Source organism: Sphingomonas sp. ASV193, from assembly GCF_040203355.1.
Taxonomy (GTDB): domain Bacteria; phylum Pseudomonadota; class Alphaproteobacteria; order Sphingomonadales; family Sphingomonadaceae; genus Sphingomicrobium.
In genome coordinates this window covers 523,466-545,757 of record NZ_JBEHBW010000001.1, presented here as the reverse complement: position 1 = coordinate 545,757, position 22,292 = coordinate 523,466, and the positions used below count along the sequence as shown (strand labels likewise).

The window sequence follows — 22,292 nt, the reverse complement described above, 5'->3', positions numbered from 1 at the left end:
CTCGCCCCGACGAAGCCGGCTCGCCGGTCCTCGCCGTGGGCGCGCCAGTACGGGGAGGGACGTGATGGCTACCGCGCTTAGCGATCTGCACGGGTCGGGCCGTGACCAATTCGATAAAATATTGCTCGCCGACGATTATCGGCCAAGTGACGATGAAGAATTCATGGGCGATGTTCATCGCGCCTATTTCCTGAAGAAGCTTCGTGACTGGAAGGAATCGATCATCGAGGAAAGCCGGGCGACGATGGCCCAGCTCCAGGTCGATTCGCTCCGCGAGCCCGACCTTGCCGACCGCGCGTCGAGCGAAACCGACTGGTCGATCGAGCTTCGCACCCGCGACCGGCAGCGCAAGCTGATCGCCAAGATCGATGCGGCGATCCGCCGGCTCTATGACGGCGAATATGGCTATTGCGAAGTGACCGGCGACCCGATTTCGCTCGGCCGGCTCGAGGCGCGGCCGATCGCGACGATGACGCTCGAGGCGCAGGAAAAGCATGAGCGGGTCGAGCGGGTCAGCCGCGACGACTGAGTGGGCGAAAGCCTAGCGGACATGAAAAGGGCCGGCATCTCGTGAGAGAGACCGGCCCTTTTTCAAATGCTGGCTGCCTAGTGGCCGACGATCAGGTCCTTCAGCCGCAGTTTTTCCTTCTTGAGCCGGTGGAGTGCGTCTTCGTCGGGGTTTACGCGATGCTCTTCGCTTTCGATGCGGTCGTGAAGAGCGGCGTGCTTTGATGCGAGGGCCTCGACATAGGCTTTGTCCATCGGTCAATTTCCTTTCGTTGGCTGACACGTGACGGTGAGGGGAATAAATCACGATTTGCCGGCGGTGTCGCGGACAATCCGCTCGGTTCGGCGGGCGCCCGGTTCGCCCCGCCGATGACGAAAGACGCGCTGACGGCGAGCCGTGAATCGGCTAGGGCAGGGCGATGAACGACGACGACCCGGCCGAAGTGCTCGCGCTGTTGCGGGCCGAACATCGCCGACTGGACATGGATATCGAGCTGATGCGGCGCGCCGCCGATTGCGACCAGCTCGAGCTGGCGCGGATGAAGAAGCGCAAGCTGCGGCTGAAGGACGAGATCGGGCTGCTTAGCGATCGGATTACTCCCGACATCATCGCCTGAGCCTGTTTCGTCCCGCGGCGGGACAGGGCATAGGGCGAACGAAGCGGGTGGGTGCGTCGGGCGTTCCTTCCCCCGCGATGACGTGGCACGTTGACCATATGATCGACGACTCGGCCGACAGCGCCCGGATCACCCCGCGGCTGATCGACTCGCTTTACACCGAGGCGATGCTGCTCGCCGACGAGGCGCGCGCCTATTTCGACGAGGAAGGTCGCGACGAGCGGCAGACGCTCGAACCGTTCGCGCGGGTCGGCTTCGCCTGCGAATCGCTCAAGGTCACCACCCGGATCATGCACATCGTCGCCTGGCTGCTGACCCAGAAAGCGGTCGAGACGGGCGAGATCAAGACGGCCGGGGGCGGACGGCCCGAACGGCGGCTCGGCAACGCCGCCGACAGCGACCCGGCGGTGGTCGACCAGATGCCGCCGAGCGCAAGGCGGCTGATCGGCGCGAGCGTCGACCTCTACGGGCGGGTCAAGCGGCTCGACGAGGGGCAGCTCGCCGCCGAACCGGCGCAGAGCCCGGCGCGGGCGCTGATGGGGCGGCTAGAGCGCGACCTATTGTGGAAGGGCGGGGCGTAGCGCGCTACGACGGCGTCATGACGTCGTTTTCCTTTCATCCCGGCCCGCGGCTGCTGAGCGGCCCCGGAAGCGCGGCGGCGCTGGCCGAGCAGCTGCCGCCCGTTCCGATTCTCCTCGTCACCGATCGCGACATGGTCCGGATGGGGCTGGTCGACGATAGCCGCGTCGCGCTCGAAGCCGGCGGGCGGGCGGTCACGCTGTTCGACACGGTCGAGGCCGATCCTTCGCGCGCGACGCTGATGGCGGCGGTCGCGGCGGGGCGGGCGGCGGGGGTCGGGCAGGTCGTCGGCTTCGGCGGCGGAAGCCCGATGGATGTCGCCAAGCTCGCCGCCTATTTGATCGGGTCGGGCGACGAGCTCGATTCGATCTGGGGGGTCGGGCTGGCGCGGGGGCGGCGGCTGCCACTCGCGCTGGTGCCGACCACCGCCGGGACCGGAAGCGAGGCGACCCCGGTCGCGATCATCACCTGCGAGGGCGACGAGAAGCGCGGGGTCAATTCGCCCGCGCTGATTGCCGACTGGGCCGCGCTCGACGCCGGCCTCACTTTCGGTAAGCCGCGCGCGCTGACCGCCGCGACCGGGATCGACGCGATGGTTCACGCGGTCGAGGCCTATACATCGGCGCGGCTCAAGAACCCGATGAGCGACCTTTACGCGCGCGAGGCGCTGCGGCTGTTGTCGGCGAATCTCGTTCGCGCGTGCGAGGCGCCCGACGACCTCGATGCGCGCTCGGCGATGCTCCTCGGGTCGCACCTCGCCGGGCTCGCCTTTGCCAACGCCCCGGTCGGTGGGGTCCATGCGCTCGCCTATCCGCTCGGCGGAATTCACCATCTGCCGCACGGGCTTACCAACGCGCTGATGTTGCGCCATGTGCTCCAGCACAATGCCGGGGCGGCGCGCGAGCATTATGCCGAGCTGGCGGAAATCCTCGCGCCCGATTGCGCGGGGCAGGGTAGCCAGGCGCGCTGCGCCCGGTTGATCGAGCGGCTCGGCGAGCTTGCGCGCGAGAGCGGGCTGGCGCTCCGTCTACGCGACCATGGCGTTCCCGCCGACGACATTCCCCGGCTCGCGCGCGAAGCGATGAAGCAGCAGCGGCTGCTGGTGAACAACCCGGCGCCGATCGACGAGGCCGACGCGCGGCGGCTCTACGAGGCGGCGTGGTGAGCGAGCGACCCGCGCCGCGCGGGCGCGACGCCTATCGCTGGTGGCACCGGGTCAGCCTGCGCTGGGGCGACAACGACGCCTACGGCCACGTCAACAACGCGATCCACTACCAGTGGATCGACAGCGCGGTGAATGCGTGGCTGGTCGAACAGGGGCTGCTCGACGTCGCGCTCGGCGACCCGATCGGGCTGGTGGTCGAAACCGGCTGCCGCTACTTCGCCTCGCTCGCCTACCCCGGGCATGTCGAGGTCGGCATCGCGCTCGAGCGGATCGGGTCGAGCAGCATCCGGTACCGGGTCGGAGTCTTTGGCGACGGGTTGGTCGAGCCCGCCGCCGAGGGGCATTTCGTCCACGTGCTGGTCGACCGGGCGAGACGAAGGCCGGTCGAGGTCCCGACGACTGGCGCGCGCGGTTGGCGAGCCTCGCCTAGAGCGCGAGGCGCGCGCGCGCGGCGCGATATTCGTCGATCATCCGCGCGACCAGCTCGCCCGCGGGCTGGACCCGGTCGATCGCGCCGATCCCCTGGCCCGACCCCCAGATGTCGCGCCACGCCTTGGCCCCGGTCGACGACTGGAAATTCATCGCTTCGGGCTCCGCCTCGGGGAGGTTGTCCGGGTCCATCCCCGACGCGACGATGCTGGCGCGCAGATAGTTGCCGTGGATCCCGGTGAACAGGTTCGAATAGACGATGTCGGCGGCACGGCCCTCGACGATGCCCTGCTTGTAGGCGTCTGCCGCGCGCGCTTCGGCGGTGGCGATGAACGGCGAGCCGATATAGCCAAAATCGGCACCCATCGCCTGCGCGGCGAGCACCGCGCCGCCGGTCGCGATCGCCCCCGATAGGGCGAGCGGCCCGTCGAACCAGGCGCGGATTTCCTGCACCAGCGCGAACGGGCTGAGCCGCCCCGCGTGCCCCCCGGCCCCCCACGCGACCGCGATCAGCCCGTCGGCCCCCTTTTCGACCGCCTTGCGCGCGAAGCGGTCGTCGATCACGTCGTGGAGCGTGATCCCGCCCCAGCCGTGGACCGCGGTGTTAAGCTCCTCGCGCGCGCCGAGCGAGGTGATGACGAGCGGCACCTTCCACTTTTCGCAGGTCGCGACGTCGGCCTCGAACCGGTCGTTGCTGCGGTAGACGATCTGGTTGACCGCGAATGGGGCGGCGGGGGTGTCGGGATGATCGCGGTCCCACGCGGCGAGCGCCTCGCTGATTTCGTGGAGCCATTCGTCGAGCTGACTTTGCGGGCGGGCGTTGAGCGCGGGGAAGCTGCCGACGATCCCCGCCTGGCACTGGGCGATGACCAACGCCGGGTTCGACACGATGAACAGGGGGGCGCCGATCACCGGAAGGCGAAGGCGGTCGAAGATCGGCGGCAGGCTCATCGAAACTCCCTCAATCGGTTCGCGACCCTGCTAGCGAAGCCAAGCGGCCGACGCGAGAGGCGTTGCGCTTGGGGGGCAGCACGTTAAGAGGCCGCGCACGTTCCAATCGCCCGGATACCCAGTGAGCAATCTCCTTCCTCGTATTCTCGCCGACCGTCTCCGCTCGAGCCCGCGCCGCTGGCTGGTGACCGGCGCCGCCGGATTTATCGGCTCGAACCTCGTCGAGGCGTTGCTCGAGGCCGGGCAGGAGGTCGTCGGGCTCGACAATTTCGCGACCGGGCACCAGCGCAATCTCGAGGAGGTCGAGGCCGCGACCGGCGCGGAGGGACGCGAGCGGTTCCGCTTCGTCGAGGCCGACATTCGCGACCGCGACGCGTGCCGCGCGGCGGTCGAGGGGGTCGACGTCGTGCTTCACCAGGCCGCGCTGGGATCGGTCCCGCGCTCGATGGCCGACCCGCTGACCAGCCACGAGGCCAATGTCGACGGCTTCCTCAACATGCTCGACGCGGCGCGGCAGGCGGGGGTGGGGCGGTTCGTTTACGCGGCGTCGAGTTCGACCTATGGCGACGACACCAGCCTGCCCAAGGTCGAGGAGGTTATCGGCAATCCGCTAAGCCCCTATGCGGTGACGAAGCTAGTCAACGAGCTTTATGCCGGGGTCTACGCCCGCTCCTACGGGTTCAAGACGATCGGGCTTCGCTATTTCAACGTGTTCGGCCCGCGCCAAGACCCCGACGGGGCCTATGCGCCGGTGATCCCGGCGTTCATTAAGGCGATGCTGACCGACAGCACGGTGACGATCAACGGCGACGGCGAGACCAGCCGCGACTTCTGCTACGTCGCCAACGCGGTGCAGGCCAACGTGCTGGCGGCGCTGGCATCCGACGCGGCGCAGGACCAAGTGTACAATGTCGCGGCGGGGGGGCGGACCAGCCTGAACCAGCTGTTCGCGCTGCTTCGCGACACGCTCCAGCAGCATCAAGTCGCCTATCATCGCGAACCGGTCCACGCCGACTTCCGCTTGGGCGACGTGCGCCATACTCAGGCCGACATCGGCAAGGCCGAGCGGATGCTGGGATTTAGTCCGTCGCACGACATAGAACAGGGCATTGTTGAGGCCATGCCTTGGTACCTCACCCATTTTGCGAGTGTGCTTCGCTTCGGCAGATAATGACGGGTAAGGGCGCGTCGGCCGTTTTCAGCGTTCAACCCTTGGAAGTTCGCGTGAGCGTCGGCTCCCTGAGTTGATAGCTTCAAATTTCTCTACGCTACCGGAGAATGCGCCATTACGAAGAGCGTAGACACGGGCAATCGCGATTCATCGGCCGGAGCGGATATTGCCTCCGACCAAAAAAATACTCGTCATCAAGCTTAGCTGTTGCTGACCAACCAAAATCCTCATTAAATCCGGAAATTGCAAGAAACGTCGGCCCGCCGCCTGCCACCACATTCGCAACTGAGCCTTTGTCTTCAAATGACCCGATCAAGCTCTTTGGGCAAGATCCTTACAGAAATTGGTTCATTCTTATTTGCTTCGAAGACGAGGCGAGTCTTCACAACCTTTCGTTCAAGACGATCTTTTAACGCAAGTGCCGCGGCTATCGGCCAACTCGACCAGTATGCAGCACCGCCGCCCCAGAGTCGCTTCGCCTCCAAGATACCGAGATCACCGTGTATCGCCCAACGCTGGAAATTGACGCAACGCCCACGCAGTTTTTCAGGCATCGAAGCTGATGCCATCGCTCTCCCCCGACAATATCTCATTTTGGGACTGTGCGAGATTGAGTGCGGCGAATTGTAGTTCTTAACAAGAATTGTCTTTCGTAGGACCGCCGCCGGCGCAATTCAGATTGCGTACCATTGCGCCTTCAGGATACAGCAAGTCGACTTCGGGAAACGGCGTTTCGCGCAAAAGGTCGGTACGGATCGCCAGCGTCATGTCGCTCGTTCCTTCGTCGGGACGATCTGCCAAGTCGCGCCAACTGGCTTCAATTTCGTCCTGATAGAATGGATCGAAAAGTGCCGTGCCGCCATCTTCGGTGGCCAAGCCAGTAACTCCGGATAGTCCCGGGCGCCAAGCGGCTATAACGGCTTCCACTGCGTCGCGGGTCAAATAATCGTCGCTGTCACAGAAGAGGACCAAATCGCCCTTTGCAGCTTTAATCATCGCATTGTCGATACGGCTTTTGCCGACATGCTTCCTGGCATCAACAAATGTAATCGGAAAATCGGATCGCAAAGCGAGACTCGTCGCAACATCTTCAACGTTATCTGTCGAACCATCATTACCGATGACCCACTCGAAGTCGCGGGAGGACTGGCTAACCAGCCCCTGCCAGACCCGTTCGAGGAGTTTTGCGCGATTGTGGCAGGACGTGACGATCGAAAGCTTCATTGCGCAACCCGAGTGAGGGATCGATCGGGGTCGAAAAGTTTGAAAGCGGCTGATTGCACGATCGGTCAGTGCCACCGCGATCTCGATATTTCTACATTTTTGAATCACTTCACAGGTGAACGGCGAGCTCTGACAACGGAAAGGAAGTGTGCTATTAGCCGCGAAAATCAGTGCCGGAGATGGCTTGATCGTTGGACTGGCGCAAACGCTGAAATATTCGCAAAACGTTACAGATGCAGAAAATCGACAAGTTTGTCGACCTTAAGATTTGCAATGATCCGCCGCCCTGCCCAATTGTCGGACGACAAGCGCGCGCTTTCGAACGCGCCCAATTCAAACGCAGGTCAATCGGCGGTAAATGACAAAGTGGAAGAGCCTTCCCTCCAAGCGAGCGTTCGCAGCATTTGATGGCATGCGCGGTGTCGCGGCTATTGCAGTCGTTTTTTTCCATATCGGCGCGACAATAGGTATCGCTCAGCTAGCTCCCTTCGGGTATCTCGCAGTCGATCTGTTTTTTATGTTGAGTGGGTTCGTCGTCGGCAACGCTTACGAATGCAAAATCTTGAGCGGGGAGTTGACTTGGCGACGCTTCATGCTGATCCGCATCGCACGCCTTTTTCCGGGTCTGTTCCTCGGGTGCCTAATCGCCTGGGTGATTAACCCCATGGCAAATATTGGCGACGCTCTGAGAGCCTTTGCTCTAATCCCGCAATTTGGGACGAACGTCCTTTTCCCTATCAACCCGGTGCTCTGGTCCTTATTCTTTGAGTTGCTTATCAACGCCATTCACGGCGCAGTCGCAAAGCGCCTTTCAACTCGGATATTGTTGATCTTTCTCGCAGTCGCTGGCGTCGCATATATCGCCGCGGCGTTATACTATCGTGGCCCTGGCTTAGGCTGGGGTAGATCAACGTTTTTAGCTGGTTTCGCTCGAATTTGTTGGGGATATGGAGTGGGCTTGGCAGTTTTTCGGTTCCGAGCCTTCCTTCCCGACTTCCATTCCAAGCCTGCGGTTTGTGTGACTGCCGTGGCTCTTGTGCTTTTCAGCCCCAATTTGGGCCTCACTGCACCTCAAGTTGCTGCTACGTTATTCGTAGTCTTCCCAGCATGCCTAGTCGTTGGATGCCTTTCAAACGCCGAGAAAAACTACCTTTTCGCTCTCTTGGGCGCCGCCTCGTACCCACTTTATGCTGTGCACTATCCACTTATCGTGCTGATCGAACGCCTCGGTCTCATAAAGCAACTATTACCTTGGCTACTCGCCGGATTGGGTATTATCGCTTTTGCCGTTGCTCTGGAGCGCTTTGTCGAACGTCCTATGCGAAACAAGATGCGGATTTTGATGGCGCCCGCAAGGGTCCCGTGAATGCGCAATGGTAAAGTAAGTGGCGTCTGTCTTTGAATCGATGCTTAGGAATTCGGAATCTTCCTGTCTAAGAAATGACGCTGGGTCGATACAACAACTCTTAGCCCGCCTTCGCTCTCCGCAGCAGAAATCCAGCAAGTCATACCGTCCACGCCGGGATATGCGGCTATTCATGCCCGCTTTCCGCCAAAGTGATTAGTAGACCGGGCGGTTGTCCATGTTGCCGGCGGGCGAATAGCGGCAGACGAGATAGTCGTTGCGGGCCGACGAGCGCACCGCGCAGCCGACCCGCGTGGTCGAGCGCCACACCATCTGCGAGTAATGGCCGATCGCTTCCCAGTCACCGCTGATGCTGACGTTAGGAAAGACACCGGGGCGGAAGTCGCGCCGCTCGGCAAGCCAGAGGTTGACCAGCACCGCGGGCGAGAAATAGCCGCGCGCGCCCATCGCGAGATTTTCGCCGATCCCGCGCCGCGCGTGGCGGTCGCTGTGATGGAAGGTCTCGGTCCGCGCCAGCTCGTCGGCCCAGACCGCCGCGCCGTCGGCCAGTGCCGGATCCCAGGCGAGCCCGGCGACCCCGAGGCGGGCGCGCTCTTCATTGTGGATCGACAGCACCGCGCTCTGCAACGAGGCGTCGCGATACCCCAGCCCGCCGCTGTCGGCGGCGACGCTGGTGCCCGCGCAGGCGCTGAGACCGGCGACGAGCAGGAAGGAAGTGAAGCGCATGTCCATCTCCGTCGAACTTATCGGACGGAGGATTATCGGCGCAATCGGTTAACGACGTGCTTCCACCCTGGCGAGATTGGACGCAGCGCGCGCGAACCAGGTGCCGTTGGCCTCGATCGCCTGCGCATAGGCGGCGCGGGCGCGGGCGGTGTCGCCGCGAAGCTCGGCCGCGACCCCGAAATCGTTGAGCCGACGCGCGAACGAATCGTCGCTCTCGCCCGCCGCGCGGACCGGCAGGTCGGCGGCGAGCGCGGTCCGTACCCAGTCGCGGTTGGCGGCGATCCGCGCCGATCGCGGGTCGAGCGCGGCGGCCTCGTCGAGCGCCTTGCCGGCGCTTGCCCATTCGCCGCGGAGCAGGTGCGACCAGCCGATATTGTTGAGCACCACCGCGCGGTCGCCCGCGAGGTCGAGCGCGCGCGCATAAGCGGCGTCGGCATCGTCGAAGCGTTGACCATCGTCGGCGAGGACCCCGAGGAGGTTCCACGTCCGCCAGCCGGCGCGAGGCGAGGCCTGCGCGATCGAGGCGGTGGCGGCGGCGCGCCCCTTGTCACCCGCCAGGTAAGCGGCAACTGCGGCACGCTCGACCATCGGCACGTCGGCCCGGAGCCGCGGCAGCAGTGCGGCGTAGCGCGCCGATGCATCGGCGTTGCGCCCTTCGGCGAAGGCGAGGTCGGCGAGGCACTTCTGGAGCGCGTCGCCGCTGTCGCCGGTCGCGACCAGCCTGCCGATCATGATCCGCGCCTGGTCGAACCGCTTGCCGTCGATCGCCGATTCGATGTCGGCCACGCCCGGAGTCGCCGGGCTCGCCCCGGCCAGCGCGAGCGCGAGCGCCAGCGCGATCATTCGCGGGCCAGGCCGAGCCGCGCCGTATCGCGCCCGAGCAGCACGGTGATCGCCCCGTCGTTCGTCGGCTCGAGCCGCGCCTTGCGGAAGGCGAGCGCGAGCATCACCGCCTTCGTCCGCTGCTGCGCGGGATAGCGGATGACGGTGTGGGCGAGCGTCCCGGGCGCGTCGCCGACCGTCAGTCGCCGCCAGCCGTAGGTGCCGAGGCGCTCGCGCGTCCGCGATGCCAGCCGATCGGCCCGCGCGGCGTTGAGCAGGCGGATGGGAAGCGCGGCGGGGTCGACGCGCCGCGTCTCCGCGACGGCGCGCGCGGGCTTCGCACGCGGCTCGACGCGGATCGCGACCAGCCGCTCGGGGCGCTGCGCGAACGGGCTGCTCGCCCCGGTCACCAGCGCGACCTCGCCGAGCGACATGCGCACCAGCCGCGGGCCGGGTGCGCGGTCCGCCGCGGCAGCGTCGGCGCGCGGCGGGGCGGCGACCATCTCCTGTCGCGCCTCGATCGTCTGCGCGCGCTGCTCGGCGGCCATTAGCGTCCTACTTCGCGGGGCGAGCGCGAGCGCCTGTTCCAGATAGCGGCGCGACAGGTCGATCCGCCCCATCCGCTCATAACTCGCGGCAAGGCCCTGCAACGGGCGCGGGTCGGTCGGATTGTCGCGCGCAGCGACCCGGAACCGCTCGAGCGCGAGGCCGACATTGCCGAGCGCGAGCTCGGCGCTGCCCTCGGCCAGTCGCGATTCGAGCGGCATCGCCACCGACGCCGCGGCGGGCTTGCCGACCGAGCGGATTTCAAGCTTGTGCGGGCCGGCGGTGGCGCAGGCGGTGAGCCCGGCGGCGAGCGCGACGACGACGACCTGTTTCATCCCCCAGCTCCTCAATGGCCGGCCATGGTCCGGACGATCCGGATCACCGCCGGCAGCATCAGCACCCCGATCATCGTCGGCAGCATGCAGGCGACCAGCGGGATCGAGATCAGCACCGGCAGGCGATGCGCCTTTTCCTCGGCCTTCATCCGCCGCTTCTCGCGCATTTCGGCGGCATAGACGCGCAGCGTCTGGCCGATCGAGGTGCCGAGCTTCGACGACTGGATCAGCAGCGTCGCAAAGGCGCGGATCTCGTCGGCGTCGGCGCGGTCGGCCATTCGCCGGAGCGCTTCCTCGCGGCTTCGTCCGGCGCGCAGCTCAAGCACGACGTTCGCAAAATGCTCGGCGATCATCGGGTGGCTGCGCACCATCTCCATGCCGACCCGGTTCATCGCCGACTCGAGCCCGAGCCCGGCCTCGACGCACACCAGCAGCAGGTCGAGCGCGTCGGGAAAGCCGTTGATCAGCTCGAGCTTGCGCCGGTCGGCCTTGGCGCGAACGTACAGCGTCGGCACGTAGAGCCCGAACAGCGCCGCGCCGACCAGCTGGAAATACATCTTGGTCACCGACGGGTTGCTGCCGCCCAGCCAGATCATCAGCAGGATCGCGATCGGCAGGACGATGACCAGCGTCATGCGCAGCAGCACGTAGGCGCGCGGGGCATAGGCCTGGGTGTAGCCCGCGGCGACGAGCAGCTTGCGCACCTTGTCGTCCCTGGTGTCGGCGAGCGACAGGCCCGAACGTTCGATCGCGCGGATCAGCCGAAGCCACGGCCCCTCGCGATCCTCCATCCGCAGCGTCGCCGGATCGCCGCGGACGAGCGGGCTCGGGCGCTGTCCGTCGGCCAGCCGCTCGCGGAACACGCGCTGCGTGTCGAGCGAGGAAACCAGCAGATAGGCGACCACCGCGACCACGATGAACAGCGCGGCCAGGATCGAGTAGCGAAGCCAGGGATTTTGCAGCAGCAGTTCGGTCATCGGGTCACACCTTCAAATCGATCAGTTTTCGGATCCAGAAGAAGCCGATGAAGTAGAGGGTGATGAGCATCGCGAAGCCGGGGATGAACATCCCGTCGTCGGCGACGTCGAGGAAGAATTCGGGGTTGAACACGAACAGCACGACGAACGTCAGCACCGGCAGGATGGTAAGGATCGCGGCGGTCATCCGCCCCTCGCTCGACAGTGCGCGAACCTTCATCATCATCGACGCGCGATCGCGGATCACGCGAGACAGGTTTTCGAGCACCTCGGCGAGATTGCCGCCGGTCTCGCTCTGCACCGACAGCGACACGACGAACATCCGGATGTCCTCCATGTCCCAGCGGTTCGCCATGTCCATCAGCGCGTCGCGCAGGTCGGCGCCGTAGGTGACCTCGTCGACGACGATTCCGAACTGCGAGCCGATCGGGTCGGGCATCTCATTGGTCAGCATGTCCAGCGCCCCGGCGATCGGGTGACCGGCGCGAAGCCCGCGGACGAACACGTCGAGCGCGACCGGGAACTGCTCCTCCATCTTGCGGCGGGTGCGGTTGGCGACGAAGCGGATCGCCATCACCGGCAGCGCGAGCCCGAGCGCGCCCGAAAAGGCGAGGATGATCACCAGCCGGCCGAAGCCGACCGTGCCGCCGAACAGGACGACCAGCGCGACCGTCGCCAGGAACAGCCCGATCGGCGCGAGCAGGATGATGGCGAACAGCCGCTGCGGCGCGATCGGCAGCTGCGCGCGGACGATCAGGCTTTCGAGCTTGAGGCCGAGCGGCTTCAACCGCTCGGGCAGGCGCATACTAAGGTCCGCCGGGGCGTCGCGAAGCAGCCGCAGCGTTTCCTCGCGGCTCTTGCCGCTGCCGATCAGTTGGAGCCGCTGGTTGATGGCGCTGCTGGCGGCCATCGTCCGGCCGACGTAGCGCACCAGCGTTTCGACCAGCAGGATGGTGCCGCCGAACACCAGCACCAGCACGGTGGCGTGGACGAGCGCGGGGGTCATGCGTCGATCCTCACGTCGGGGCGGAACAGCTCGGCATCGATGTCGATCCCGTGCGCGAGCAGCGCGTCGAGGAAGCGCGGGCGGATCCCGGTCGCCTCGAACTTGCCCTGAACCTGGCCGTCGGCGCTGAGGCCGCTCTGCCGGTAGCGGAAAATTTCCTGCATCGAGATGACGTCGCCTTCCATGCCGGTGATTTCCGACAGGCTCATCAGCTTGCGCCGCCCGTCCGACAGGCGGCTGATCTGGACGACGACGTTGAGCGCCGAGGCGACCTGCCCGCGGGCGGAGCGCGGCGGAATGTCGATCCCGCTCATCCCGATCATCTGTTCGAGCCGCGACAGCGAATCGCGCGCGGTGTTGGCGTGGATCGTGGTCATCGATCCTTCGTGGCCGGTGTTCATCGCCTGCAGCATGTCGAACGCCTCGCCGGCGCGGACTTCGCCGAGGATGATCCGGTCGGGCCGCATGCGGAGCGCGTTCTTGACCAGTTCGCGCTGGGTGATCTCGCCGCGCCCCTCGATGTTCGCGGGGCGGGTCTCGAGCCGCGCGACATGCGTCTGCTGGAGCTGGAGTTCGGCCGAATCCTCGATTGTCACGATCCGCTCGCGCGGGTCGATGCTCGCCGACATGGCGTTGAGCAAGGTCGTCTTGCCCGAACCGGTGCCGCCCGAGATGATGACGTTGCGCCGTCCCTTGACGATCGCGCGAAGCACGTCTGCGATCGGCGCGGCGATGCTGCCGATCTCGACCAGCCGCTCCATGCTGATCGGCACGCGAGCGAACTTGCGGATCGACAGCAGCGACCCGTCGAGCGCGAGCGGCGGGACGACCGCGTTGACGCGGCTTCCGTCGGCCAGCCGCGCGTCGACCATCGGCGAGCTCTCGTCGATCCGGCGACCTACGTTCGAGACGATCTTCTGGATGATCCGCAGCAGGTGGCGCTCGTCCTGGAAATGGACCGGGGTGAGCTCGAGGATGCCGTAGCGCTCGACGAACACCTGGTCGGGGCCGTTGACGAGGATGTCGGTGATCGTCGGATCCTTGAGCAGCGGCTCGAGCGGGCCGAGCCCGAGCAGTTCGTCGAGCACGTCCTCGGTCAGCTGGTTGCGCTCGGCATGGTTGAGCGGCTGCTTGAGCGCGGTCAGCTCCTGCGCGACGATGTCGCAGATCTCGCCGTGGATCTGCTCGCGAGTCATCTGGTCGAGCGCGTTGAGGTTGATCACGTCGAGCAGCCGCTGGTGAAGCTGGACCTTCAGCTCGGTCCGCTCGTCACGGTCGGCGAAGGCGCCGGCGTCGCCGACGGTCAGCAGCCGCGGGTCCTGCTCCGGCTGTGCCGGGGCGTCGACCGCGATCGGCGGCTCGGGCGCGGCGGGCGGTTCATCGGGTCGGCGAAACTGCCACATGGTCAACGCTCCAGTCCAAGCAGGGCGGCGACTCCGAGGTCGACCGCGTCGAGGTCGCGGGCAATGCCGCTCTTGCGCTTGATCTCGTCGAGCGGGACCCCGCGATCGATCGCCGCGCGCATCAGCGCGAAGTCGTTGGCGATTTCGAACGCCGGCTCGCGGCCGAGCGCGTCGCGGACCGCGCTAGACTTCGCGCCCTTCAGCAGCCCGCGCTCGTACCGGTTGACGATCACCCGCACCTCGAGGTCGCCGAGCTGCTGTTCGCCGAGCAGGTCGAGCTGGCGGCGCGCGCGATGGAGCGAGGCGACCGACAGCTCGGTGATCAGCAGCACGACGTCCGACCGCGCGAGGAGCGACAGCGACCAGTTGGTCCAGTTGGTCGGAAGATCGACGAACACCGTCCCGAAGTCGCGGCCGGCGAGCTCGACGATTTCAAGCACCTGGTCGCTCGACAGCGATTCGAGCGGCAGCATCGACTTTGGCGCGGCGATCATCTTGAGCCCGCTCGGATGCTGGGTGACGGTCGAGCGGAGCAGCTCGCCGTCGAGCCGCTTGCCCGCCTTGACGAGGTCGCCTAGCGACAGCGCCGGACTGAGCCCGAGCTGGAAGGCGGCGTCGCCGAACTGGACGTCGAAATCGATCAGGCAGGCGCCGCGACCGTGCGCGCGTTCGCGTGCGGCGAAGCGCAGCGCGAGCTGACCCGCGATCGCGGTCGCGCCGACCCCGCCGACCGCCTTGATCACGCTGACCAGCTTGCCGCGGCGAAGGTGGGTGTCGGTCCGGCTGGCGGCGATCTGTTGCGCGATCGGGCGGAGCGCGGTCTCGAGCTCGTGCGCATCGAGCGGCAGCGGGATGACGTCGTGCGCGCCCGCGCGGACCAGAGCGCGGACCAACGCCAGCGGCGGATCGTAGGCGGCGGCGACCAGCGCGACGCCTTTCGCCTTGGCCAGCGCCTCGAACCGCGCGAACGACGCCGGGTCGGCGACATCGACCTCGACCAGCGCAGCCCCGGCCCCCACGAGCCGGCTCGCGTCGATCGCGTCCGACGGGTTGACCGGGACAAGCTCGACCTCGAACCCGCCGATGTCGCGGCCGACCAGCGCGGCCGCCTCGCCACCCGGCTGGCCAAGGAACAGCCGCACGGCCGGCAGCGGACCGCGGTGGGTCCAGCCAATTGGCGCTTCACTGGGGTTCATGACGGACATCGCTTACGCCTCAATTCGACACGGTACCCCTCACGTCCTCCGCGCTCAGCGAGCTGCTGATCGTGGGGTAGGTGAGGGTTTTGAAAAGGAATCCCGACAGCGGCTGCCAGGTGATCCCGGTCAGCGTGACCTGGATTAGCGGAGAGATCTGCATCCCGTTGGGGTCGCCCGCATAACCGAGCCCCGAGCCCTTGTAGCTGACCGTAAGGTTCGCCGCCTTCGCCTCGGGCACCATCGTGCGGACGCGGGCAAGGACGTTGGGAAAGGCGGTGGTGCTGATCGTGCCAAGCGCTGGGCAGGGCGAGGTGGTGCACGCGCAGGCGACCGTGCCGGTCGAATTGGTGCAGTCGATCTGCCCGAGCGCCCCCGCCGGGATCCGGTCCCCCTGCGTGAGCGTCACGCCGCCGATCGTCTTGCCGACATAGTCGGCGCTGGCGAGGCCGCCCGGGATCGGATCGGTGACGACGGCATAGCGCGCGGCCCACTGGGTCGCCTTTTCCATCCGGTTGATGTTGTAGAGCAGCCGCCCGCCATCGATGGCGAGGAACATCAGGATCATGAGCAGCGGGAGGACGAGCGCGAATTCGGCGGCCGACCCGCCGCGCGCGTTCCTGCCGAGGCGCGCGAGGACCGTCATACGCCCGTCACCGCCGCCTGCTCGGAGGCATTCATGAAGTAGCCATTGAAGTTGACGCCGAGACCGTAGGCGGCCGACGATGCGTATGGCACATGCGCGGTGACGCGGACGAGGCGGGCGACCCCGCCGGTGTTGTTGTAGATGCCGCCCAGGCTGCCCGTCGCGGAATCGCACATCATCTCGACGTCAATGGTCATCCCCGTCCCGGTCCAGTTTAGCGCCGGCTGCTTGACGATGGCCTTGGTGTTGTCGACGATCTTCGTGCCGTCAGCCAGCGTGTTGTTGGGCACGGCGGACCAGCTCGCGGTGCAGGTGTTGAAGTTGCTGAAGTCCTGCCGCGCGATGTAGCGCGTGGCGTCGCGCACCGACTGCACCAGCTTGTGCTCGGACAGGAAATAATTGCCGACCTCGATCGAGCCCATGCCGAGGATGACCAGCAGCGGGACGAGCAGCGCCATTTCCGCCGCCGCATTTCCGCCGTCGCGGCGGATCGAGGCGCGCGACGCGGTCACTGGATCAAGTACGGCTTGTCGCGGCGGATGACGGTCGGGTTGACGTCGGCCGACGAGGCGGTGGTCTTGCCGATCTGTTCGACATAGACGTTCTTGTCGGAAAACAGCACGTTGTTGTCGCGCTTGCGGGTCATCGACGGCTGGACGAGGAAGACGTCCATCCACGTCGCCACCGGGACGCCGGTGCTCTTGCCGTGAAGCGTCAGCGCGTAGCAGTTGAGCACGGCGATCGCGATCACCCGGCGGTCGGCCTGCGAGCCCGACTGGCCGACTCCGGCATTGCCGGTCGAGGGCACGCCGAACGCGTAATCGTTGCCGGTATCGGCCTGCTTGATGTTGATGCCCTTGGTCCCGGTCCCGCTCGGATGCGCCAGTTCCCATTTGTAGACGGCGTAGCGGCTGGCGTAGTTGGACGCGGTCGGTGCGACGCTCGGCGACAGGCCGGTGGTCGATTGCCAGGTCGACGAATCCCAGCCGTAATTGACCCGGAAATAGGCGTCGCGATCCCAGCTGCCGTCGCCCGCGATGCCGCAAGCGTTGCTGGTCGGCGACATGTGACAATAGTCGGGCGGATAGCCCATGATCGTCGGGTCCTGCGACGCCGGTAGGGGCCCTGCCGTGTAGGTCGAGCAGGTCGTCTTGTTGCCCTGCGTCGTGCAATTGCTCGCGGGCAGGTCGTAAGGCTTGCTCGCCAGCGACCAGTTCGAATTGGCCGCGCAACCGGTGGCGTTGCCCGGCGAACTGCAGACGAGGTCCTTGCGAGTATTGAGCGCGGGCGAACAGGTGCCGCCGTCCTGCGCCGGGCAGGTGGTGTTGCCGTTCGCGTAGACGTCGAACCGGGTGTTGAGCGCATTGAGCACCGAGGCGTCCATCCCGGTCTGGGTCGTGACCCCGTCGGACGGCTGGCAATCGCCGATCGGCGTATTGTAGCCGAGTTGTTCGGCAAGGTTGTTCGCGCCCGGCCCGTTGTTCGATTGGAGCCAGCCGAAATTGCCCGGCACGGTCGCGCTGCCGGTAACGAGATTGAGCCCGACCCCCGGGACGACGTTGTAGGCGAGATTCTCGTTGCTGTTCCCGACCGGCTCGTTCGGGTTGCAGACCATTACCGGCGGGGTCTTGCAGATCGCCGACCCCATGCTCGCGACGGCGGTCGCCTTAAGATACGCGGGAAAAACTTTCACCACAGGGGTCAGCGTAAACGAGGCACTCTTAGTATTGACCGTTACGACAACCACTTTGGCATTAGAGTCGGACGTAGCAGCGGGTCCGGGCTGATCTTTGCCCGAGCTATAATCCCAGCTTTGATAGAATTTGACGTTCGGATTACCGCTGCACGCGCTTCCCGGCGCGGTGTTGTCGACCGAGATGGCGGGTCCGCCGCTGTTATTGGCGAATAGCGCGTTGTTGCTTAGCAAGCCCGAAGCAGCGGCAACCGCACGGGCGCATGCACCAGGATCCGTTCCGCTCGGCCCCTTCCCATCCAGCTGGCTCGCCGCGGCGAGCGCGGCCTGGTCGGCGGCGTCGAGCAATTCGGTGTGCATTCCCGCCATGCGCGCATAGTCGAACGCGATTCCGCCCACGGCTGTCAGCGCGATGATCGACAGTGCGACCAGCGGCGCGACCGAGCCGGTCGGATCAGGACAGAGGCGGCGTGCTCCCGTCATCGCGCATTCCTATTTTGACCCGCCGCCGCTGCCGCTCGAGCTTGTCTGGGTGCTCATCGCCTGCGGCTCCTTGACCGCGTCCTTGCGGTAGCGTTCGACCGCGCCGACGCCCTTTTCACCATGGTCGCCTGGCAGCGCGGCGCCGGGCGCGGGCGGGCCGGGATCGGGGTTCACCGTCTGCAACGCCTTGTCGAAGGCGAGCGCCTCGCCAAACGCGGGGTCGGTCGAGCCGCTGACCGGGTCGATCGTGTCGCACGCGCCGAGAAGGACCGTGCCGGCGGCGATCACAAGCAGAAGCTTAGAGGACATGGCCGTAATCCTTTTCGGTGCCCCCGGGCGCCGGATACGCGGCTCCGGGGGGCGGGACTGCCATCGCCGACCCCGGCATCGCCGGGGGTGGGGGAGGCGGCGCCACCGGCGCCGGCGATGGCTCCGGAGCCAGCGCACTGGGGCGAACCCCGGTGTCCGTCTGGCCCAGGAAGATGTTGTCCGCCTCGTTCGGCGGCTTCACCCGGTCGGTCGGATATTTCATCGCGTTGGCCGGCACCGGCCGCACCAGGCGCGGCGTCACCGTGATCACCAGCTCGGTTTCCTGGCGCTGGAAATTGTGGCTGCGGAACAGCGTGCCGATGATCGGGATCGACCCCAGCACCGGGAACTGCCGGATCGTGTTCTGGAAGTCGTTGCGGAGCAGCCCGGCGAGCGCGAAGCTTTCCCCGTCGCGAAGCTCGACCACCGTCTTCGCGCGCCGCGTCTGGAGGCCGGGGATGACGAGGTTGCCGATCGACACCGAGGCGCTCGAATCGATCGAGCTGACCTCGGGCTCGACGACGATGTTGATCACCCCGTCGGCAAGCACCGTCGGCGTGAAGGCGAGGCTGACCCCGAACGGCTTCCATTCGACGGTGATCGTCGCGTTGCCGCCGCTGGTGCCCGCGCCCTGCGAGACCGGCACCGGGAATTCGCCGCCGGCGAGGAAGCTGGCGGTCTGGCCCGACAGCGCGACCAGCGTCGGCTGGGCAAGCGTGGTGATCGCGCCCTTCTTTTCGAGCGCGTCGAGCGCGCCTTCGAAGTTCAGCCCGAACGCCCCGAACGTCTTGGTCAGCACGCCGAAACTGTCGACGATCGCGCCGAGCCCGAGCTTTCCGCCGGCGGCCGAGCCCGCGCCGGTCAGCGACGCGCCGCTGCCGATCGCGCCCTGGAAGCTGCCGCTGCCGTTGCTGACGAAGAAGCCCGCGCCGATCTGCTTGAGCGCCTGCCGGTTGACCTCGGAGAAGCGCACCTCGAGCATCACCTGCTGCGACGAGCCGAGCGACAGCATGTTGACGACCTTGCCCGGGGCATAGGTGTTGGCGATCTGCACCGCGCGATCGGCGGCGACCGCGTTGCTGACGATGCCTTCAAGAACGACCGAATCGTTCGCCATGCGCGCCGCGATCGGGGTGCCGGGCATCAGCTCGGACAGCTGACGCTTGAGCCCGACGACGTCGGGACCGACCGCGACGTCGACCACCGCGATCAGCCGCCCGGCGCGATCGTACAGCGTCAGGCTGGTGGTGCCGGCCTTCTTGCCGAGCACGTGAAGCGCGGTGTTCGACAGCGGCAGCACGTCGGCGATCTCGGGATTGGCGATCACCGCCTTGGCGTAGGGCCGGTCGCTGCGCAGCACCTGGCTCTTGTTCACCGGCACCTGCAGTTCGCCAGCGCCGAGGCCTTCGGCGATGCTGACCCCAGTCATCTGCGCGCTGGCGGTGGCGGGCAGCGCGGCGAGCACCAGCCCGGCGAACGCGAGCGCCGCGATCTTGCGTGATTTGCTGGTCATTTGGACCCCACTTGATAGCTGCTGCCCTGCGTCCCGCGGACAATTTCGACGCTGTCGCTCGGCGCGCGCGGCGCCGACGGCCGCGGCGCCGGTCGGCGATTGATCGACGAGACGACTCTGCGAACCGGCGCGGGCGCCGGGTTCTGGTAGGCGCCGACCCGCGCCGGCGCCGGATAACGCGCGCCGCCGTAAAGCGAGTAGCGAAGGTCGTTGAGCGACACCGTCTCGACCACCGGGTTGTCCTGCCCGGTGCCGGGCTTGCGAAGCACGAGGCTGAGCGAGCCGATCTGCGAGGCGAGCGCGAGCTTCTGCGCGTCGATCTGGTCGACCTCGAGCGTCGCCGTCCGGCCGACCACCGGCTTGCCGTCCTCGCCCTTATTGTCCTGGTCGATGGCGATGACCCGGACGTTCTGGAGCAGGACGTCGGTGATCTGCTGGCCAGAACCCTCGGCGCTGCGGGTGATTAATACGTCGACCGAATCGTTGGGCCGGACGAACCCGCCCACCGCCGAGACGTCGCTGACTCTTACCGCGGTAGCGCGCATCCCGTCGGGAAGCAGCGCGGCGATCGACGCATTCTGGCCGGCACCGCTGATCTTGCTGTCGAGGATCGGCTCGTTGGCCTGGATCGGCATCAGCGCAACCCGCTTCTTCCCCTCGGGGAGAAGATCGTTGATCTGGTGAAAACTGCCCGGCGGGATCGCCGCGGCGGGATAGTCGACGAAGCGGATGTTCGCCGGGGTGATGTCGACGCCGTAGGCGAGCGGGACCGCGGCGACCGCGACGCGGGTCGTACCCGACAGTTCGGCTTTTTTCTCGGCTCCGACCAAATAGGTGTTCGCGAGAAAGACTGCGAGCAGCCCAAGGACGACCGCCGCGGCCAGCCCGATAATTGTCTGTCGTCCCATGGTTCGCGCCCCCCAGCGCTAATTCAACCCCGAAAGGTGGGGCCGCCCGACTGGGCGACCCCGACCTAATTCGTCACGAGCAAGCCTGCGTGTTATTCAGGCAACTCGCGGTGTTGTTCATCCGCCCGCCAATCGCACTGCCCAGGTTGAGCGCGGCGATCGCGACGGCGCTGCCGACGATCGCCAGGATCAGCGCATATTCGGCCGCCGAGGCGCCCTTGTCGTTGCCGACCAGTTTGACGAATTTCTTCATTGCCCCATCCTTTCAGAATGTCGCTCTCGCCTTACTTGCAGGCTTGGGTGATCGCGGTCGCGCCGCTGGCGTTCAGGCAGCTGGCGGTGTTGTTCATCCGCCCGCCGATCGCGCTGCCCAGGTTGAGCGCGGCGATGGCGACGGCGCTGCCGACGATCGCAAGGATCAGCGCATATTCGGCCGCCGAGGCGCCCTTGTCGTTCTTGATGATACGAAGATGCTTTTTCATTGCCCCATCCCTCAAAAGGAGATCGCACCAACAGCGGTACGACTGCTCTGCCGTTGAGCGAGGCGAGAATCCGGATTGTTCAGCGAAAAAGCTACCAGCCGACCCCGGAGGTTTCCTGCCCCAAACCCCTCGACTGTTTACAAGCTGTTAAATCCTTAACGTAATGTCAACCAATTCCTATTAATCCGCATCAATATTCCCCGATGGTTTACGACGCTCGATGGCAGGAAAGCTGAGAAAACAGGCGTTCCCGTCGCCCGGGTTGGACTGGCGACGGGCGTCAACTGTTCCGAATTGATACGCTCCCGAGCGTCCGGACGACGGCCTAAGCCGATGATTTGTCGGGCGAATTGAGAAGAGGCGGCGCGAGTCGGCTGCGAATGATCGCCTAGGCGGAGACGCGCGAGCGATAGGTGACGTTAACCCGCTCGGACAGAAGCAGGTAGGGCGTCCAGATCGCCATGCCGATCAGGACTTTCTTGACGTTTCCCGCCAGCAGCCCGGTAAGTGCGGTCGCGACGTTGCCGGGCAGGCCGGGCTGGCGCGACACCATTTCGGCAATGCCGAGCTGCATGGCGAGATCGGCGAGCCAGATCGCCGCGAGAAGGCGCGGGAACAGCGGCACGCGGCGAAGCGCGGCGATGAAGGCGACCGTGTAGAGGCTCGAGAAGATCACGACGTCGAGCGTCATCATCGTCTTGAGCGTCACCAGCCAGTGCGGCGCATCGACCGGAATCGGCGGCATCGCCGCGAAATATTCGGCCGCGCGGACGGGCACGTTGAGTAGCATCCCGACCAGCAGCGAGACGATCATCCCCTGCGGCCCGTACAACGGATGCGCGGTCGCCTCGGCCCGGTCGACCGAGCGCCAACGCCCGACGATCGCCAGCCGGGTCGTCGGCTGGGCGAGACGATGGCCAACGGGAAACCATGACAGGGCGAGCAGCGCCGAGGCCACCGGCGCGAGGACGACCAGGAAATAGGGGACGACGCTGACGAACTCGATCCGCTCATGCGCCGCCGGGCCCATCGTGCACCGCGCGGTGGCGATCAGTCCCGCAACCAGCATCCAGCCCTTGAGGATCGTATCGAACCGCGTCTCAAGCGCGACCGCGACCGCGGCGGAGCGGCGGCTGAGCTTCTGGCTGACGGCGGCGATCATAAGGCGGGCTCATCTGGCTAAGGTCAGCCGCGACATAGCCCGGCGTATCTTACCACCGGGTAAAGCCTGTCGAGAT

At 66.1% G+C, this 22,292-nt stretch carries 26 protein-coding genes and 1 pseudogene; 7 read left to right on the top strand and 20 right to left on the bottom strand.

The features are described from left to right. Positions 1-64 precede the first annotated feature (64 nt). Positions 65-529: an RNA polymerase-binding protein DksA gene (gene dksA / locus ABDK56_RS02820; protein ID WP_502959250.1), complete on the top strand. Its 465-nt coding sequence runs from the start codon at positions 65-67 to the stop codon at positions 527-529. 77 nt (positions 530-606) lie between these two features. Here dksA and ABDK56_RS02815 read toward each other — a convergent pair whose 3' ends face one another. Then, complete coding sequence (locus ABDK56_RS02815) at positions 607-762, bottom strand: YdcH family protein (protein ID WP_349806546.1); 156 nt, start codon at positions 760-762, stop codon at positions 607-609. Positions 763-926: 164 nt separating this feature from the next. Between ABDK56_RS02815 and ABDK56_RS02810 the strand changes: the two genes are divergently transcribed. The 4 genes and pseudogenes from ABDK56_RS02810 to ABDK56_RS02795 form a co-directional block, all read left to right on the top strand. After that, positions 927-1,124: a YdcH family protein gene (locus ABDK56_RS02810; protein ID WP_349806544.1), complete on the top strand. Its 198-nt coding sequence runs from the start codon at positions 927-929 to the stop codon at positions 1,122-1,124. A gap of 98 nt (positions 1,125-1,222) precedes the next feature. Further along, positions 1,223-1,705 carry a DUF1465 family protein gene (locus ABDK56_RS02805; RefSeq protein ID WP_349806542.1) on the top strand — a complete coding sequence of 161 codons (483 nt, stop codon included), beginning with the start codon at positions 1,223-1,225 and terminating at the stop codon, positions 1,703-1,705. Between the two features lie 17 nt (positions 1,706-1,722). Then, a complete protein-coding gene (locus ABDK56_RS02800; protein ID WP_349806540.1) occupies positions 1,723-2,868 on the top strand; it encodes an iron-containing alcohol dehydrogenase in 1,146 nt (381 codons plus the stop codon). Then, positions 2,862-3,203, top strand: a pseudogene (locus tag ABDK56_RS02795) (acyl-CoA thioesterase); the annotation flags it as partial. The gene ABDK56_RS02800 and the pseudogene ABDK56_RS02795, both read left to right, overlap by 7 nt. A gap of 91 nt (positions 3,204-3,294) precedes the next feature. On the opposite strand, the gene ABDK56_RS02790 reads toward ABDK56_RS02795, so the two are convergent. Further along, the gene (locus ABDK56_RS02790; RefSeq protein ID WP_349806538.1) at positions 3,295-4,248 is read right to left on the bottom strand and encodes an NAD(P)H-dependent flavin oxidoreductase; all 954 of its coding nucleotides are present in this window, start codon (positions 4,246-4,248) and stop codon (positions 3,295-3,297) included. A 121-nt stretch (positions 4,249-4,369) separates the two neighbouring features. Between ABDK56_RS02790 and ABDK56_RS02785 the strand changes: the two genes are divergently transcribed. After that, entirely contained in the window at positions 4,370-5,419 is a 1,050-nt protein-coding gene (locus tag ABDK56_RS02785; RefSeq protein WP_349806537.1) for an SDR family oxidoreductase, read from the top strand. 299 nt (positions 5,420-5,718) lie between these two features. Here ABDK56_RS02785 and ABDK56_RS02780 read toward each other — a convergent pair whose 3' ends face one another. Both ABDK56_RS02780 and ABDK56_RS02775 read right to left on the bottom strand, forming a co-directional pair. Next, entirely contained in the window at positions 5,719-5,973 is a 255-nt protein-coding gene (locus ABDK56_RS02780) for a hypothetical protein (RefSeq protein ID WP_349806536.1), read from the bottom strand. Between the two features lie 79 nt (positions 5,974-6,052). Beyond that, positions 6,053-6,643: a glycosyltransferase family 2 protein gene (locus ABDK56_RS02775; RefSeq protein WP_349806535.1), complete on the bottom strand. Its 591-nt coding sequence runs from the start codon at positions 6,641-6,643 to the stop codon at positions 6,053-6,055. Between the two features lie 358 nt (positions 6,644-7,001). Between ABDK56_RS02775 and ABDK56_RS02770 the strand changes: the two genes are divergently transcribed. Further along, a complete protein-coding gene (locus tag ABDK56_RS02770; RefSeq protein ID WP_349806534.1) occupies positions 7,002-8,009 on the top strand; it encodes an acyltransferase family protein in 1,008 nt (335 codons plus the stop codon). Positions 8,010-8,204: 195 nt separating this feature from the next. Here ABDK56_RS02770 and ABDK56_RS02765 read toward each other — a convergent pair whose 3' ends face one another. From ABDK56_RS02765 to ABDK56_RS02690, 16 genes are all read right to left on the bottom strand, one after another. Then, complete coding sequence (locus tag ABDK56_RS02765) at positions 8,205-8,735, bottom strand: CAP domain-containing protein (RefSeq protein ID WP_349806533.1); 531 nt, start codon at positions 8,733-8,735, stop codon at positions 8,205-8,207. 48 nt (positions 8,736-8,783) lie between these two features. Then, the gene (locus tag ABDK56_RS02760) at positions 8,784-9,578 is read right to left on the bottom strand and encodes a tetratricopeptide repeat protein (protein ID WP_349806532.1); all 795 of its coding nucleotides are present in this window, start codon (positions 9,576-9,578) and stop codon (positions 8,784-8,786) included. Further along, a complete protein-coding gene (locus tag ABDK56_RS02755) occupies positions 9,575-10,438 on the bottom strand; it encodes a LytR C-terminal domain-containing protein (RefSeq protein WP_349806531.1) in 864 nt (287 codons plus the stop codon). The genes ABDK56_RS02760 and ABDK56_RS02755 overlap by 4 nt, the downstream gene beginning before the upstream one ends. An 11-nt stretch (positions 10,439-10,449) precedes the next feature. Further along, entirely contained in the window at positions 10,450-11,415 is a 966-nt protein-coding gene (locus ABDK56_RS02750) for a type II secretion system F family protein (protein ID WP_349806529.1), read from the bottom strand. 4 nt (positions 11,416-11,419) lie between these two features. Continuing rightward, positions 11,420-12,421 carry a type II secretion system F family protein gene (locus tag ABDK56_RS02745; protein WP_349806527.1) on the bottom strand — a complete coding sequence of 334 codons (1,002 nt, stop codon included), beginning with the start codon at positions 12,419-12,421 and terminating at the stop codon, positions 11,420-11,422. Next, positions 12,418-13,824 (bottom strand): TadA family conjugal transfer-associated ATPase, encoded by a 1,407-nt coding sequence (locus tag ABDK56_RS02740; RefSeq protein ID WP_502959258.1) that lies wholly within the window; start codon positions 13,822-13,824, stop codon positions 12,418-12,420. Before ABDK56_RS02740 ends, ABDK56_RS02745 begins: the two co-directional genes overlap by 4 nt. Before the next feature lie 2 nt (positions 13,825-13,826). After that, the gene (locus ABDK56_RS02735; protein ID WP_349806525.1) at positions 13,827-15,029 is read right to left on the bottom strand and encodes a CpaE/TadZ family protein; all 1,203 of its coding nucleotides are present in this window, start codon (positions 15,027-15,029) and stop codon (positions 13,827-13,829) included. Positions 15,030-15,039: 10 nt separating this feature from the next. Continuing rightward, entirely contained in the window at positions 15,040-15,666 is a 627-nt protein-coding gene (locus ABDK56_RS02730; RefSeq protein ID WP_349806524.1) for a TadE/TadG family type IV pilus assembly protein, read from the bottom strand. Then, positions 15,663-16,178, bottom strand: coding sequence for a TadE/TadG family type IV pilus assembly protein (locus tag ABDK56_RS02725; protein WP_349806523.1), 516 nt, complete (start codon positions 16,176-16,178; stop codon positions 15,663-15,665). Before ABDK56_RS02725 ends, ABDK56_RS02730 begins: the two co-directional genes overlap by 4 nt. After that, a complete protein-coding gene (locus tag ABDK56_RS02720; protein WP_349806522.1) occupies positions 16,175-17,842 on the bottom strand; it encodes a pilus assembly protein TadG-related protein in 1,668 nt (555 codons plus the stop codon). The genes ABDK56_RS02725 and ABDK56_RS02720 overlap by 4 nt, the downstream gene beginning before the upstream one ends. Positions 17,843-17,851: 9 nt before the next feature. Beyond that, on the bottom strand, positions 17,852-18,151 hold the full coding sequence (locus ABDK56_RS02715; protein WP_349806521.1) for a hypothetical protein: 300 nt from the start codon (positions 18,149-18,151) through the stop codon (positions 17,852-17,854). Beyond that, the gene (locus ABDK56_RS02710) at positions 18,141-19,664 is read right to left on the bottom strand and encodes a type II and III secretion system protein family protein (RefSeq protein ID WP_349806520.1); all 1,524 of its coding nucleotides are present in this window, start codon (positions 19,662-19,664) and stop codon (positions 18,141-18,143) included. The genes ABDK56_RS02715 and ABDK56_RS02710 overlap by 11 nt, the downstream gene beginning before the upstream one ends. Then, positions 19,661-20,572 (bottom strand): Flp pilus assembly protein CpaB, encoded by a 912-nt coding sequence (cpaB, locus tag ABDK56_RS02705; protein ID WP_349806518.1) that lies wholly within the window; start codon positions 20,570-20,572, stop codon positions 19,661-19,663. The genes ABDK56_RS02710 and cpaB overlap by 4 nt, the downstream gene beginning before the upstream one ends. Positions 20,573-20,645: 73 nt before the next feature. Next, complete coding sequence (locus tag ABDK56_RS02700; protein ID WP_349806517.1) at positions 20,646-20,825, bottom strand: Flp family type IVb pilin; 180 nt, start codon at positions 20,823-20,825, stop codon at positions 20,646-20,648. Positions 20,826-20,856: 31 nt separating this feature from the next. Beyond that, entirely contained in the window at positions 20,857-21,054 is a 198-nt protein-coding gene (locus tag ABDK56_RS02695) for a Flp family type IVb pilin (protein ID WP_349806516.1), read from the bottom strand. 388 nt (positions 21,055-21,442) lie between these two features. After that, the gene (locus tag ABDK56_RS02690; RefSeq protein ID WP_349806515.1) at positions 21,443-22,216 is read right to left on the bottom strand and encodes a DUF2569 family protein; all 774 of its coding nucleotides are present in this window, start codon (positions 22,214-22,216) and stop codon (positions 21,443-21,445) included. Positions 22,217-22,292 lie beyond the last annotated feature (76 nt).

What these genes read in the sequence shown, in the direction of transcription:
- dksA (WP_502959250.1), top strand. Translation starts at nt 65, where the DNA reads ATGGCTACCGCGCTTAGCGATCTGCACGGGTCGGGCCGTGACCAATTC.
- ABDK56_RS02815 (WP_349806546.1), bottom strand. Translation starts at nt 762, where the DNA reads ATGGACAAAGCCTATGTCGAGGCCCTCGCATCAAAGCACGCCGCTCTT.
- ABDK56_RS02810 (WP_349806544.1), top strand. Translation starts at nt 927, where the DNA reads ATGAACGACGACGACCCGGCCGAAGTGCTCGCGCTGTTGCGGGCCGAA.
- ABDK56_RS02805 (WP_349806542.1), top strand. Translation starts at nt 1,223, where the DNA reads ATGATCGACGACTCGGCCGACAGCGCCCGGATCACCCCGCGGCTGATC.
- ABDK56_RS02800 (WP_349806540.1), top strand. Translation starts at nt 1,723, where the DNA reads ATGACGTCGTTTTCCTTTCATCCCGGCCCGCGGCTGCTGAGCGGCCCC.
- ABDK56_RS02790 (WP_349806538.1), bottom strand. Translation starts at nt 4,248, where the DNA reads ATGAGCCTGCCGCCGATCTTCGACCGCCTTCGCCTTCCGGTGATCGGC.
- ABDK56_RS02780 (WP_349806536.1), bottom strand. Translation starts at nt 5,973, where the DNA reads ATGCCTGAAAAACTGCGTGGGCGTTGCGTCAATTTCCAGCGTTGGGCG.
- ABDK56_RS02775 (WP_349806535.1), bottom strand. Translation starts at nt 6,643, where the DNA reads ATGAAGCTTTCGATCGTCACGTCCTGCCACAATCGCGCAAAACTCCTC.
- ABDK56_RS02770 (WP_349806534.1), top strand. Translation starts at nt 7,002, where the DNA reads ATGACAAAGTGGAAGAGCCTTCCCTCCAAGCGAGCGTTCGCAGCATTT.
- ABDK56_RS02765 (WP_349806533.1), bottom strand. Translation starts at nt 8,735, where the DNA reads ATGCGCTTCACTTCCTTCCTGCTCGTCGCCGGTCTCAGCGCCTGCGCG.
- ABDK56_RS02760 (WP_349806532.1), bottom strand. Translation starts at nt 9,578, where the DNA reads ATGATCGCGCTGGCGCTCGCGCTCGCGCTGGCCGGGGCGAGCCCGGCG.
- ABDK56_RS02755 (WP_349806531.1), bottom strand. Translation starts at nt 10,438, where the DNA reads ATGAAACAGGTCGTCGTCGTCGCGCTCGCCGCCGGGCTCACCGCCTGC.
- ABDK56_RS02750 (WP_349806529.1), bottom strand. Translation starts at nt 11,415, where the DNA reads ATGACCGAACTGCTGCTGCAAAATCCCTGGCTTCGCTACTCGATCCTG.
- ABDK56_RS02745 (WP_349806527.1), bottom strand. Translation starts at nt 12,421, where the DNA reads ATGACCCCCGCGCTCGTCCACGCCACCGTGCTGGTGCTGGTGTTCGGC.
- ABDK56_RS02740 (WP_502959258.1), bottom strand. Translation starts at nt 13,824, where the DNA reads ATGTGGCAGTTTCGCCGACCCGATGAACCGCCCGCCGCGCCCGAGCCG.
- ABDK56_RS02735 (WP_349806525.1), bottom strand. Translation starts at nt 15,029, where the DNA reads ATGTCCGTCATGAACCCCAGTGAAGCGCCAATTGGCTGGACCCACCGC.
- ABDK56_RS02730 (WP_349806524.1), bottom strand. Translation starts at nt 15,666, where the DNA reads ATGACGGTCCTCGCGCGCCTCGGCAGGAACGCGCGCGGCGGGTCGGCC.
- ABDK56_RS02720 (WP_349806522.1), bottom strand. Translation starts at nt 17,842, where the DNA reads ATGACGGGAGCACGCCGCCTCTGTCCTGATCCGACCGGCTCGGTCGCG.
- ABDK56_RS02715 (WP_349806521.1), bottom strand. Translation starts at nt 18,151, where the DNA reads ATGTCCTCTAAGCTTCTGCTTGTGATCGCCGCCGGCACGGTCCTTCTC.
- ABDK56_RS02710 (WP_349806520.1), bottom strand. Translation starts at nt 19,664, where the DNA reads ATGACCAGCAAATCACGCAAGATCGCGGCGCTCGCGTTCGCCGGGCTG.
- cpaB (WP_349806518.1), bottom strand. Translation starts at nt 20,572, where the DNA reads ATGGGACGACAGACAATTATCGGGCTGGCCGCGGCGGTCGTCCTTGGG.
- ABDK56_RS02700 (WP_349806517.1), bottom strand. Translation starts at nt 20,825, where the DNA reads ATGAAGAAATTCGTCAAACTGGTCGGCAACGACAAGGGCGCCTCGGCG.
- ABDK56_RS02695 (WP_349806516.1), bottom strand. Translation starts at nt 21,054, where the DNA reads ATGAAAAAGCATCTTCGTATCATCAAGAACGACAAGGGCGCCTCGGCG.
- ABDK56_RS02690 (WP_349806515.1), bottom strand. Translation starts at nt 22,216, where the DNA reads ATGATCGCCGCCGTCAGCCAGAAGCTCAGCCGCCGCTCCGCCGCGGTC.